Below are 13853 nucleotides of genomic sequence, written 5' to 3'. Positions count from 1 at the left end.
ATAATTTGTACGGTCTTGGATTGGCCACTACTACCATTAGATTAATAAACGGGACTTTGCATAATGTATTAAAAAAAGCCATCTCTTTGGGCATGATTGAAATTAACCCTTGTAACGGTGTTAATTTCAGGAAATCAATCACTTCTAAAGAAAAGGAGTTGCACTATTTCAATAAAGACCAAATCGAAACTTTTTTAGCATATGCCAAAGAGGAAAATGAATATATATATTATTACTTCTTTCTCACCACCATCTATACTGCCATGCGTAAAGGAGAGTTAATGGCGTTGCAATGGAGTAATGTGGACTTCTTGAGGAATACGATTAAAATTGATCAGACACGTTTGTATCGCAAAGAAAAGCGCGGACAACTTGAACTTTCCACACCTAAGACTGAATCAGGATTCAGAACCCTTGTAATGTCAAAAACAGTGAAACAAGCATTGCTAGAATTAAAAAATAGGCAACAAAACTATCTCCCCTTCTACTCAGAAAGAAAATATCCTAACACAGATTTCGTGTTTTGTTTCAAAAATTTCAACCCGATAGCAGACAGAACGGTAAACGGTGCTTTTGAACGCATTAGTAAAAAAGCAAAGTTACCTAAAATCAAGGTTCATGATCTAAGGCACACGCATGCTGTCCTACTCCGTCAAGCCGGAGTTAGTCTAGAAGATATACAAGGTATACCAGGACATAAAAATCCGACCGCTACCCTCATCTATACTCACATAACAGAAGAAGTAAAGCAGAGCGCTATGGATAAATTAGATAGCCATATGGAAACCAAAACTAAATCGAATGCCACCAAAATGCCACCAAAGCAATTTTAGCACATGCTTTAGTGGCATTCTTTTTACTATTACAAACACGATATAAACGTTGTTCTATAAGCGATCATTCAATTCTTTCGCTAAATCTTCAAAGCCCGGTTTTCCAAGTAAAGCGAACATATTTTTCTTGTATGCTTCAACGCCCTCTTGGTCAAATGGATTCACACCATTCAAGTAACCAGAAATACCGACCGCAATCTCAAAGAAATACATAACATAACCTAATGAGTAAGCATCCATTGCTGGAATCTTAACGATCATATTTGGCACACCGCCATCAGTATGAGCAAGTAAGGTTCCTTGGAAGGCTTTTGTATTGACGAAGTCGATTTCTTTGCCTTGTAGGTAGCCTAATCCGTCTAAGTCTTCAGCCAATTCAGGGATTGATACAGCATGACGTGGTGTTTCCACTTTTACAACTGTTTCAAATAAGTTGCGCATGCCATCCTGCACGTATTGTCCCATTGAGTGTAAGTCAGTTGAAAAATCAGCAGCTGCTGGGAAAATACCTTTTTGATCTTTTCCTTCTGATTCACCGAAAAGTTGTTTCCACCATTCAGAAAAATAATGCATCCCAGGTTCATAGTTGATCAACATTTCAGTTGTTTTACCTTTACGATATAAAATATTTCTTAACGCTGCATATTGGTAAGCTTGATTTTTGCTTAAATCAGTTGTAGAAGCATATTCCTTACGGGCGTCATTAGCACCTGTCATTAGGCCATCGATATCAGCACCGCTAACGGCAATTGGTAATAAACCTACTGGTGTCAACACAGTGAAACGACCACCAACATCGTCAGGAATCACAAATGTTTCCCAACCTTGCGCATCAGCCTCAACTTTAACAGCACCTTTGGCACGATCCGTTGTAGCATAAATCCGTTTGTTTGCTTCTTCTTTACCATATTTTTTCACTAATAATTCTTTAAATACTCTAAAAGCGATTGCTGGCTCTGTTGTTGTTCCAGATTTAGAAATCACATTAACAGAGAAATCACGGTCACCGATCACATTGATCAAATCAGCTAAATAAGTTGAGCTGATACTATTTCCAGCAAAGAAAATTTGTGGCGTTTTTCTTTCATCTGCGGGTAGTAAATTATTAAATGAATGATGTAAAAATTCGATAGCTGCTCTTGCACCTAAGTAAGAACCACCAATACCGATCACAACTAAAACTTCTGAGTCAGATTGGATTTTTTCAGCCGCTTTTTTAATACGGGCAAATTCGTCTTTATCATAATTTTCTGGTAGGTCAATCCAACCAGTAAAATCACTGCCAGCCCCAGTTCCTTCTCTTAATGCTTTGTCCACTGCAGTCACTTGTGTCTGCATGTATTCCAATTCATGATCAGCAACAAATGGTGTCAAATTGGAATAATCGAATTGAATGTGTGACATTCCTTCTCCTCCTTGAAATTAAACTTAATACAGTATCTACTTTACGTTCTTTTCACCCTTTTTTCAAGCAATTTATGAACGTCTGTACCAATTTTATTTTAAAACACTTAAAAAGGTAATTTTCTAATGCAAATTTTGAGTGGTTCTTCCAAAATGAAAGAATGACCGTGAGAAAAAATCACGGTCATTCTTTTTTAACCATCCTCTATTAAACTAAACCTTGACTAAGCATCGCTGTTGCAACTTTTTCAAATCCAGCAATATTCGCGCCCAGCACAAAATTATTAGCGGCATCATATTTATTGGCCGTATCACGACAAGTTTCATAAATATTTTTCATAATGTCGTCTAACATACCATCAACTTTTTCAAAAGACCAAGATAAACGTTCTGAATTTTGACTCATTTCTAATGCAGAAACGGCTACTCCGCCAGCATTAGCAGCTTTACCTGGGCAATATAGAACACCAGCGTTATCAAATACTTCAACAGCAGCTAGTGTACAAGGCATATTTGCTCCTTCTGCCACAACTTGGGCGCCGTTTTTCACTAAGAGTTCAGCTTGTTGATCATTGATTTCATTTTGAGTCGCACAAGGTAAAGCAATATCATAAGCGACTTCGAAATCCCAAACAGACTGACCATCATAGTAAGTAGCATCGCTGTGTGTCTCAACATATTTTGAAATTCGTTCACGATTTTTTTCTTTTAATTCTTTAACTAATTCAACATCAATACCAGCTGGATCATAGATAAAACCATTTGAATCAGAACACGTTAACACTGTTGCGCCTAATTCTTTCGCTTTTTCCATAGCATAGATTGATACATTACCGCTTCCTGAAACAACGACTTTTTTACCTGCAAACGAATCATCTGCATCAGCTAACAGGTGTTTTACAAAATAAACACAGCCATAACCTGTTGCTTCCGTTCTAGCCTGGCTTCCCCAGTACCCTAACGGTTTACCTGTTAAAACGCCTGCATCGTAATTTCTCAAGCGCTTGTACGTCCCAAATAAGTAACCGATCTCCCGTGCACCTACACCGATATCACCTGCTGGTACATCAGTGCTTGGTCCAATATGTTTTTGCAACTCTGTCATAAAGCTTTGGCAAAAACGCATGACCTCAGCATCTGATTTCCCTTTAGGATCAAAATCGCTACCGCCTTTGCCGCCACCGATCGGTAATCCAGTTAGGCTATTCTTGAAAATTTGTTCAAATGCTAAAAACTTCATCACACTTAAATTCACGCTAGGGTGAAAACGTAAGCCACCTTTATAAGGACCAATCGCTGAATTGTACTGTACTCGGTAACCACGGTTTACGCGCCAATTGCCTTGATCATCCTGCCACGGTACTCTGAATTGTAACATTCGTTCAGGCTCAATTAAAACCCCTAAAATGTTGGCTTCAATGAATGCTGGATTCTCTTTTAAGAATACCTCAACCGTTGGTAAAAATTCGTCTACTGCTTGCAAGTATTCCACTTGCCCTCGATCGTTTTCATGAATCTTCTTTTGAATCTCTTCCACGTACTGTTTTGCTTCCATTTAATCACCCTCTCATCGTTATAATCCTATTTTAACCTAAATTCTGAAAATTTCCACAATTTTTTACTATGAATTGCAAAAAAAGTAGAAAAAGTTTTGAAAATTGTGTTAAACTACCATTGAATCGGAGGAGAATGTATGAAATTATATGACGTTATTGTCGTTGGCGCTGGAACTAGTGGAATGATGGCCGCTATCGCAGCAGCAACAGCCGGCAGCAAAACTTTACTAATAGAAAAAAACAAACGTGTCGGAAAAAAACTATTATTGACTGGTGGTGGGCGGTGTAATGTCACTAATAACCGACCCGCTGATGAGATCATTGCCCACATCCCAGGAAATGGTAAATTTTTATATAGTGCTTTTTCACAATTCAATAATTATGATATTATGGAATTTTTTGAGTCAAATGGCACCCACTTAAAAGAAGAGGATCATGGACGGATGTTTCCTGTTACTGATCGTTCTAAAACAATTGTAGAAACACTCTTCAACCAATTAGAACAACTTGGTGTGACAATTTATACGGAAGCAAAAGTGGAGAAAGTATTACACAAAGACGGTCAAACGATTGGAATCGCATTGGAACATGAAAAAATTTATGCACCATGTGTCATTTTAACAACAGGTGGACGCACCTATCCTTCTACCGGTTCCACAGGTGATGGATATAAGTTAGCAAAAAGACTTGGACATACCATCAGTCCTCTATATGCCACAGAATCACCTATTATCTCAAATGATTACTTTATTCAAGATAAAACACTACAAGGACTTTCATTACAAAATATTGCTCTTTCTGTTTTAAATGAGAAAGGCAAAGTAGTTGTTACACATCAGATGGATTTGCTCTTCACTCATTTTGGTATTTCAGGACCTGCTGCTTTAAGATGTTCAAGCTTTGTGAATCAAGAACTGACTAAACACGAACAGCATCCCGTTACTTTACAATTAGATCTGTTCCCCGAAGTAGAAAGGCAAAATCTGAAAAAAGAAGTTAATACAAAGTTTTTCGAGCAACCTGAAAAATCTGTCAAAAATGCTTTGAAAAATTTTATTCCAGAACGTCTAATGGATTTTATTTTAAGCCAACTTATCATGTCTGATCTTTCAGCTAAACAAGTCTCTGATCAACAACTAGATCAATTTATCCAGCAATTAAAGTCTTTTAAGATAACTGCTGAAAAAACTTTGCCAATTGAAAAGTCTTTTGTAACTGGAGGAGGTATTTCGTTAAAAGAGATTCAACCTAAAACAATGGAAAGTAAATTAGTTAATGGTTTATTCTTTGCTGGCGAACTACTAGATATTAATGGCTATACAGGCGGTTATAATGTTACAGCAGCTTTTGTGACAGGGCATGTTGCAGGAACCCATGCTGCCGCTATTGCCGAATATACTTGTTTACCTGATCTAGAATCTGATTAAGCTTTTTAATTCGTACTAAGACTTTAGCATGAGAAAAAATGTGGAATAAATCAGCCTTTTGCTTGATTCTCATGAGCAACTTTCATGAGAAACTAATCTCAAGAGGTGATTAGGATGAAAATTAACTTAAAAAGACAAACTACTTGGGGTTGTGTCCGCTATTTTACAGTCTATAAAAATGGCATTCGCCAAGGAAATTTATTTAACAATATTCCGACAGAAATGGATGTTGAATTAGGTGATACACTTGAGTTCAGAGAAGGTCTTTTCCGTTTTTCTCAAAAAGTCGTCGTTACAACAGATACCAAAGAAATTTCAATTACAAACAGTTATCGTCTTCAGCAATTATTCTCTTTATTCATTATCTTATTTTTAGCAATTTCTCTGCTTTGTCTGTCTATCAATTCTATTCAAGTTTTTTTGGCAGTTGAAATAACTTCTTTTGTCATTTTAAACCATTTGTTTCGTTATCGTTCTTATCAATTCAATGTTGAAACAAACCGACCAATACAGTCATTGTTGAAGTCTATCAGTGGTATTAAACCCGCTTGATTCTTGCTGCTTGATCTTTTTCGATAGATAACTAAAAATGTGAATCGTTCCTCTGAAAAAATTTTTTCAGGAAACGGTTCACATTTTTATAGTTAAGTGTCAATTTTATTAATTAATTACTTTTCATCAATTCTGTCACGTAAGCAACTGTCTCTGGTTGTTCACTTTCAATTTTAGCAATTGCTTCAGCAAAGTTTGGTAGATGATTTTTATGGGCAATCAATAACTCATCTAATAATGTTTTAGCCATTGAACCACCAGGCACTAAAGGATTGATCGTAAATGCGTGTAATGCTGCGCCATAATTCCCTTCAATCGCTGCACGAATCACTGTTTCTTCCATCCCTTTCATTACTTGGATGATCCCACGTGCTGCCGGTGGAAAGGCACCCCAGTTATAAGGTTCATGGCCGTGTGCTGTTACTGGACCTGAAACTTCAACAACACAGTCATATGGTAAATCAGTGATTGTTCCATTATTTTCAGTTGAAACAACCATATCCGTACGTTTATCGTTATGGATGGATGCAATCAATTCACAAGCAGCATCACTATAATGCGTGCCTCCACGTTGCTCTAACTCTTTTGGTTTGTAATCTAAATTAGGATCTTTATATAATTCAAACAAACGAGCTTCCGTTTCTTTTACAACTTGTGCTCTAGTTTCCCCTTTTTCGAATTCTTCAATCGAATGTTTTAGCATTTCATCTTCAATATAGTAATAACGATGATAACCACAAGGCAACATACCTAAATCTTTGATTTGTTCGTAGTGGAATGGTGCATTATGAATATTTTTTAAGTGACTTTCAGAATCTTCTTGTGGTCCATAAATCAAATCGATCAATTCTTGTGTGCGTTCATTGCCTTGTTTATCCCATACACGGTGCCAATGGAAGTGGTTGATCCCAGCAAATTTGAAGAATAAATCATCTTCTGGAATGCCTAGCTTTTCAGCTGCTTGTTTTCTATGACCTATCGGCACATTACATAATCCTGCTGTTTTTTTCCAACCGCCATGTTTGATAGCAGCTTCTGTAACCATTCCGGCAGGATTGGTAAAGTTGACTAACCAAGCATCTGGACATAGCTCTTTCATATCTTCGATGATACCAAGGATCACAGGAATCGTACGGAACGCTTTAAACATACCGCCTGCTCCATTTGTTTCTTGGCCTAACACCCCATGTGACAATGGAATACGTTCGTCTTTGATTCGCGCATCAAGTAATCCTACACGGAATTGTGTGGAAACGAAGTCAGCATCTTTCAAAGCCGCACGACGATCTAATGTTAAATGAACTTCCCAATCTAATCCAGCTGCTTTGACCATACGCTTAGCCATAGCACCAACTGTTTCTAATTTTTCTTTTCCTGCTTCAATATCTACTAACCAAATCTCTTTGATTGGCAACTCATCTTTTCTTTTGATATATCCTTCGATTAATTCTGGTGTATAACTTGATCCGCCACCAATTGTTGCGATTTTCAATGCATCTCTTGTCATGTGTTTCCCTCCTGATTTCTTGTTCAGAATATGTTCTGATATCGTTTACATTCTTATCATAATATGTGGGAATGTTCCCATGTCAAGCTCTTTTTTTAATTTTTTTATGTTATACTGATAAAGTAAAAAGGTCTCAACCCTGTATAGAAAGTAAGATTCAGCTAAATGAAATAAACTCGGTAGTGAGGAGTATTTATGACAACTATTATTGATGTAGCAAAACAAGCGAACGTATCAAAATCAACTGTCTCTAGAGTTATTTCTGGAAATGGTTATGTTAGTCAAGAAAGTCGAAAAAAAGTGTTGGAAGCAATGGAAGCGTTATCGTATTCTCCTAATCTGATTGCACGAAACCTTCAAAGCGGCGAGACCAAGACGATTGGTTTTCTCGCTCAAGGCTTTTTCGATCCTTTAGGTATTTTTCTTCAAAGTTTTATTTCTATTGCCAAAAAATACAACTATTATGTTACATTATACTTTACTGACGGAGATAAAAAGAAGGAAATCGATGCCTTGAACCAAATGAAATACAAACAAATCGATGGTGTTTTTATTTTAACCCGAGCCAATAAATGGGACCTAATCGAGCCATATAGCATCTATGGTCCAATTTCTACTTGGCATCGTATTGACTCTGAGCGTATCTATTCTTCTTACATTGACCACTATTCTGGTTATTATCGCTCATTGGATTACCTTTATCAACGTGGATACCGTTCGATTGGTCATGTTTTAGGGAATTTTGAAAATTTGAATACTAAGGCCCGTTTAAAAGCTATTGATGATTTTCATCGAGCTAAACAGATTCCAATCAACGATGAGTGGATTTTCCAAGATAAATCCAGAATCAACAATGGACGGACGATTGCACAACTTTGGCATAAAATGACCAGTAAAACAGATGCAATGGCTTTTTATACAGATTCAGTTGCCGCAGAATTCATATCCGAACTTCAATTATTAGGCTATTCTGTTCCAGAAGATGTTGCTGTAATCGGATTCGATAACAGTGAAATTAGTCGTTTAATGCATATAACAACTGTGGATTATTCAATCAAGCGTCAAGCGGAAAATTCGTTTATCTATCTTCATAATCAACTCAATAAAGCGACGATCCCCGAACAAGAAATCAGTGTCCAGCTTATTGAAAGACAAACTGTTCCCTTGCGAAAACAAGAAAAAGAGCACTGAGATTTTTTCCTCAGTGCTCTTTTTTGGCTATTTCGTTACTTTTTTACGTTCATTTTTTAAGATCGAAATTGATTGTTTCAATGATTTCAAGACGCCACCTTCACTATAAACCAAGACATTTGATTTATACAATTTCGCTGAAAACATCGTCAATAATACTCCGAAAACAACTAGAATCAAAACAGAAATCATTGCCCCTGTATTTGTTACTGTTTCGCTGGCTAAACGAATCGGCATAATAAACGATGAAATCAATGGGATGTAAGAAGAGACTTTAATGACAATATTTTGCGGATCCGTTGTACCTAACGAAATCCCAATAAAATACCCAATCATTGCGATATAAATAATGGGTTGAACAGCTTTGGCAGTATCTTCTGGTTTTGATACTAACGAACCACAAAGTGCTGCTAAAACAGAATAAACTAAGACTCCTAAAACAAAGAATGCTAATGTGAAGTATAAGAAACTACCAAAAATATTGGTCGTTGAAAGTCCTTCCAACAAGCTCTTCACCATATCTAAGTTTTTCAACTGTGAATAACCAATACCAATTGCTGCAGCATAAATCACGATTTGAGTCAGCGCAACCAAAATGACACCTGTTAACTTCCCATAGAAATGAGTTTGAGCTTTTGTACTTGATAAAATAACTTCCATGATCCGAGTGCCTTTTTCAGAGGCAATCTCTTGAGCGATAATGGATGCATACGTGATGATAATCACCCAAAGAATAATCGTAATGACAAATGACATCGCTGACTGAATCCCAGTATTATCTTGTCCTGTCGTCATTTTACCATTATCATCAAAACTGACTTTTGTTTTTTCAAAATTAGCTGGTTGACTTAAACTGGCTAACTGGTCAGCTGTTAAATTTAATTTACTTGCTTTTAGTGAAGATTGCAGTCCGTTGAGCATTTGGCTCATCATTAGTTCGGTCGTTGTGCCTAAAGAAGATTCAGCATACAATTTTCCTTGAACTTGATCATTTTTCGTATCTAAAACTAGAAATGCTTCAAGATCTTTATCCTTTAACTGTTTTTCTGCCTCATCTTGTGAGGAAACCACTTTAAACGTATAATCATCTGTTTTCGATTTAGCTAATTGGGTTGCTAATTCTTGATTATCGGACACAAGCCCAACTTTCGTCTCTTCTGAAAAACCGCCTGCTAGTGAACCCGCAGCATAAATTATCCCCATCACAATAAATGGTACCAATATCATAATAACAAAAGAAACAGATTTTACATTCTTTTTATAAACATCACTTGCTATGATCCAGAATTTACTCATTTGGTTCACCTGCTTTCATCTTAAAGATTTCTTCTAAGGTTGGTGGCTGCTGATTAAACATGGGAATATAACCGAATTGTGTGGCCCGTGCAAAAATTTCTTCCCCGGCTTTTGGATCAGCTAACGTTACTTCAACCACACCATCACCACGTTTGACAGCTGTTTTTACACCATCGATAGCTAATACGTCTTCTGGAGTCAAAGGCGATTCCAAGAACACTTTTGTACGACCAAAGCTTTCACGAATATCATGAACTTTGCCATTGAGTACCATCTCGCCACTACGTAGCATCACAAGATGATCACAGATTTTTTCAACATTATCCATATTATGGCTGGAGAAAATGACACAAGAGCCTTTTTCTTTTAATGCCAGAATGCCATCTTTTAAAAGCTCAGCATTAACTGGATCTAATCCGCTAAAAGGTTCATCCAAAATAACTAATTTAGGTTCATGGATCAACGTTGCGATCAGTTGAACTTTTTGTTGGTTCCCTTTAGAAAGTGATTTTACTTTATCTGTTTTTTTGCCTTTAACTTTGAATTTTTCCATCCATTCGTCGATTTTTGGTTCAATTTCTTTTTTCGATTTCCCTCTCAATTCTGCAAAATAAATCAGTTGTTCTTGAATGGAGACCTTAGGATACAAGCCACGTTCTTCTGGTAAATAGCCAATATCATTGTAATCTTTACCACTTAATTGATGACCGTTCCAAAGTACAACCCCGCTGTCTTGGGTTAAAAAATCTAAAATCAAACGGAATGTTGTTGTTTTCCCTGCACCATTTTGACCAATCAGCCCAAGTATTTTTCCATCTGGGATTTCAAAAGACATATTGTCTACAGCTGTATAATCACCAAATGTTTTAACCAAATTCTTTACTTCTAACATTTCCCATCCTCCTATATTCAGTTCTTATTTAAAAAGTATCTTACCCGATTTAATGGTCCTGTTTTTAGTTGATGCTGAACAGATTTTACCACGTATTTGCGGTTTTTAAAAAGAATTCCTTAGTAAGATACTGACTAACATACCTACAATAAAACCAATCATTGCCAGTATTATAGAATCCCTCAAAACTTTTTGCTTTCTAGCAAATCGTTCTGGCTGATTGTAGTATTTTGTCCGATCTCTATAAATAACCAATGAAAAAATAACGCTGATCGCAACACCTAGTGGTAATACGGTAAATAACATTCCAAAAAAAATCAGCATCGTTCGAATCCACAGGTTAGCAAAAAAAATAGTTTTAGATGTTTTAGTAAAAAATAGCATGATTAGCAAAACTATCCCAATAGGTAGGTAAGCCAACGAACGAATCAGCAACCAGTTCCATTCTTTTTTCATGCGAATCCAATAGCTTTCAGCATCTGAATAAATAGTTGGCGTACCACAATCCGCTTTAAAATAGAAATATCTCTTTTTATAATTTGCTATGTTTTCCCAACCAGCTTGTTTGTAGATTACTAAATATTCAGATAATTCTTCTGATGAACCGTCAAAAAAATCTACTGAATATTCCTTTTCTTCTGACTTTCCTTTTTCAAAAACCAATAACCCAACTTGATTCATTTTTCTAAAATGCCAACCCTTTTCTCCTTGTTTCTTTAGTAGCTGCATTTCCTTCTCAGGATAAAAGGCAATTCCTCTAGAAAAAATATATTTCTTCCCCCTAAATATCTCCATTCATATCTCCCTTTTTTCAGCTAACAAACGATTTCCAGCTTGATAAAGAAGTTTACGGCGCTCAATATCCTTCTGCAAGATATCGTATCCTTTCTCTGTAATCAAATACGTTTTTTTTCGTTCATTACTATCTTCCAGAGTAATAAACTCATTTTTTTGTAGCTTTTTTAATATGGTATACATACTTGCCGGACCAATATCTACCTGCCCATTTGTTAAAACATTCACTTCTTTCATGATAGCATAACCATGTTGCGGTTTCAGTAACGCTAACAGAATTAGATAAGTAGAGTCCGTCAGTGTATCTTCCATGATATCTTACTCCTTTATATCACCTAATGATATATCACATACTGATATAATACCGAAACTTGACCTTACTGTCAAACCTTGATTTAAAACCCAAGGCATATTACTTGACAATCCATTAAAGAATAAAATGACTAGGTTACAACTCACAGAGTTATATCCTAGCCACATGAAAGTCAACTAAATAGTGAGAGCAACAGGAATTCCTTTAAAAGTAAAAAGGTTTAGATCCTCATCTCATCCTCAATCAGTTATGGATTATTTTCTTCTAAATTTATTTTTTCTTGATGCAAATGATCATACACATTTTTAGCGACATTTTTCGGTAAACCAGAGGCAATTAACTCATCAATAGTTGCCTCTGTAATATTCTTCAATGACTTAAATTGTTTTAACAGTTCTTTTTTTCGCTTCGGTCCCAATCCTTCAATATTATCTAAACGAGAAGCAAAACTGTTTTTACTACGTAATTGTCGATGAAAAGTAATCGCAAATCGATGAACTTCATCTTGGATACGCTGCAGCAAAAAGAATTCCTGGGAGTTTCTTTCTAAAGGAACAATTTCTAAATTAGGACCAAATAATAATTCACTTGTTTTGTGCTTATCATTTTTTGCAAGCCCCGCTATCGGAATGTCTAAGCCTAATTGATTATCCAATACTTCTTTTGCTGCATCTACTTGCCCTTTTCCACCATCGATCACAATCAAATCAGGGAACGGCAGATTCTCTTTTAAAACTCTTGCGTAACGGCGATAGATGACTTCACGCATCGATGCATAATCATCTGGACCTTTGACTGTTTTGATTTTGTATTTACGATATTCTTTTTTATCAGGACGTCCATCGATAAACACAACCATCGCTGAAACTGGATCAGTTCCCATGATATTCGAGTTATCAAACGCTTCGATTCTGATAGGTGCTGGAATATTCATGGCATTTCCTAATTTTTCAACTGCTCCGATTGTACGTTCTTGTTTACGCACAATAAGATCAAATTTTTCTTGCAAAGCAACTGTCGCATTCTTTCCAGCTAATTTGACTAATTTCTTTTTCTCGCCTCTTTGCGGTTGGATGACCTTAGTCGATAGCATGGCTTCAACACTAGCAATATCAATATGATCTGGAATCAAGACTTCTTTTGGAATAAAATGCTCGTTTTCTTGATAGAATTGTCCAACGAATGTTAGAAAATCCTCTTCTTCTTCATTATAAAAAGGAAAAATAGAGACATCTCGCTCAATCAATTTTCCTTGGCGAATAAAGAATACTTGCACACACATCCAACCTTTATCAACAGCAAATCCAAAAACGTCTCGATCAACTAAATCAGCATTGGTCATTTTTTGACGTGTCATCACCGTCTCGATTGCTTTGATCTGATCACGATATTCTGCCGCTTTTTCAAATTCCATGTTTTCAGCGGCTTCGTTCATCTTCCTTTGAATTTCTTCTTGAATTACAGGGTGCCCACCATTTAAAAAACTTTTGATTTCCGCAACCATTTTTGTGTACGTAGATTTAGGAATATCAAAGACACAGGGCGCTAAACATTGCCCCATATGATAATACAAACAAACTTCCTTTGGTAAGACTCGGCATTTTCTTAAAGGAAAAAGTCGATCTAACAAACGTTTAGTTTCATTGGCTGCACCTACATCTGGATACGGACCAAAATATAATGCTTTATCCTTTGATACTTTCCTAGTAATTAATAAGCGTGGATAATCTTCATTGGTGATTTTGATAAAGGGGTAACTTTTATCATCTTTCAGCATTATATTATATTTAGGATCATTTTTGTGAATCAAATTAATTTCCAGTAGTAGGGCTTCAATATTGGATTCTGTTACAATATATTCAAAATCTTCGATCTCACTAACGAGCCGTTCTGTCTTTGTATCATGGCTACCAGTAAAATAAGAGCGTACGCGATTTTTTAACACTTTGGCTTTCCCAACGTAAATGATCGTACCGTTTTTATCTTTCATCAAGTAACAACCTGGTTGGTCAGGAAGTAAGGCTAACTTATTTTTGATTCTTTCGTTCATAGTACTTCCTTTCTAATCCATTGATAGAGTATATTAT

Annotated in this window: 12 protein-coding genes; 4 read left to right on the top strand and 8 right to left on the bottom strand. The window is 36.2% G+C overall.

Annotated features, from left to right (window positions below):
• Positions 1 to 5: 5 nt before the first annotated feature.
• Entirely contained in the window at positions 6 to 833 is an 828-nt protein-coding gene (locus A5819_RS13870) for a site-specific integrase (RefSeq protein WP_086279341.1), read from the top strand.
• A gap of 54 nt (positions 834 to 887) precedes the next feature.
• Here the strand turns inward: A5819_RS13870 and A5819_RS13865 are convergent, their stop codons facing one another.
• Together A5819_RS13865 and gdhA are read right to left on the bottom strand one after the other, a co-directional pair.
• Positions 888 to 2237: a glucose-6-phosphate isomerase gene (locus tag A5819_RS13865; RefSeq protein WP_086279340.1), complete on the bottom strand. Its 1350-nt coding sequence runs from the start codon at positions 2235 to 2237 to the stop codon at positions 888 to 890.
• Positions 2238 to 2445: 208 nt separating this feature from the next.
• Entirely contained in the window at positions 2446 to 3792 is a 1347-nt protein-coding gene (gene gdhA / locus A5819_RS13860) for an NADP-specific glutamate dehydrogenase (RefSeq protein ID WP_086279339.1), read from the bottom strand.
• 138 nt (positions 3793 to 3930) lie between these two features.
• On the opposite strand from gdhA, the gene A5819_RS13855 reads away from it, so the two are divergent.
• A complete protein-coding gene (locus tag A5819_RS13855) occupies positions 3931 to 5220 on the top strand; it encodes an NAD(P)/FAD-dependent oxidoreductase (protein ID WP_086279338.1) in 1290 nt (429 codons plus the stop codon).
• A gap of 114 nt (positions 5221 to 5334) precedes the next feature.
• On the top strand, positions 5335 to 5772 hold the full coding sequence (locus A5819_RS13850) for a hypothetical protein (protein WP_086279337.1): 438 nt from the start codon (positions 5335 to 5337) through the stop codon (positions 5770 to 5772).
• Between the two features lie 112 nt (positions 5773 to 5884).
• Here the strand turns inward: A5819_RS13850 and A5819_RS13845 are convergent, their stop codons facing one another.
• Positions 5885 to 7279: a 6-phospho-beta-glucosidase gene (locus A5819_RS13845; protein ID WP_086279336.1), complete on the bottom strand. Its 1395-nt coding sequence runs from the start codon at positions 7277 to 7279 to the stop codon at positions 5885 to 5887.
• A 195-nt stretch (positions 7280 to 7474) separates the two neighbouring features.
• Here A5819_RS13845 and A5819_RS13840 point away from each other — a divergent pair, with 195 nt between their 5' ends.
• On the top strand, positions 7475 to 8470 hold the full coding sequence (locus tag A5819_RS13840; protein ID WP_086279335.1) for a LacI family DNA-binding transcriptional regulator: 996 nt from the start codon (positions 7475 to 7477) through the stop codon (positions 8468 to 8470).
• Between the two features lie 27 nt (positions 8471 to 8497).
• On the opposite strand, the gene A5819_RS13835 is transcribed toward A5819_RS13840, so the two are convergent.
• The 5 genes from A5819_RS13835 to uvrC form a co-directional block, all read right to left on the bottom strand.
• On the bottom strand, positions 8498 to 9766 hold the full coding sequence (locus A5819_RS13835; protein WP_086279334.1) for an ABC transporter permease: 1269 nt from the start codon (positions 9764 to 9766) through the stop codon (positions 8498 to 8500).
• A complete protein-coding gene (locus A5819_RS13830) occupies positions 9759 to 10658 on the bottom strand; it encodes an ABC transporter ATP-binding protein (protein WP_086279333.1) in 900 nt (299 codons plus the stop codon). The genes A5819_RS13835 and A5819_RS13830 overlap by 8 nt, the downstream gene beginning before the upstream one ends.
• A gap of 105 nt (positions 10659 to 10763) precedes the next feature.
• Positions 10764 to 11453, bottom strand: coding sequence for a DUF2812 domain-containing protein (locus A5819_RS13825; RefSeq protein ID WP_086279332.1), 690 nt, complete (start codon positions 11451 to 11453; stop codon positions 10764 to 10766).
• The gene (locus A5819_RS13820; RefSeq protein ID WP_086279331.1) at positions 11454 to 11765 is read right to left on the bottom strand and encodes a PadR family transcriptional regulator; all 312 of its coding nucleotides are present in this window, start codon (positions 11763 to 11765) and stop codon (positions 11454 to 11456) included. It abuts the gene before it with no gap.
• A gap of 248 nt (positions 11766 to 12013) precedes the next feature.
• A complete protein-coding gene (uvrC, locus tag A5819_RS13815; RefSeq protein WP_086279330.1) occupies positions 12014 to 13816 on the bottom strand; it encodes an excinuclease ABC subunit UvrC in 1803 nt (600 codons plus the stop codon).
• Positions 13817 to 13853 lie beyond the last annotated feature (37 nt).

It is taken from the genome of Enterococcus sp. 7E2_DIV0204, assembly GCF_002140855.1.
Taxonomy (GTDB): Bacteria; Bacillota; Bacilli; order Lactobacillales; family Enterococcaceae; genus Enterococcus_L; species Enterococcus_L lemimoniae.
This window is presented reverse-complemented; position numbering and strand designations above follow the sequence as displayed.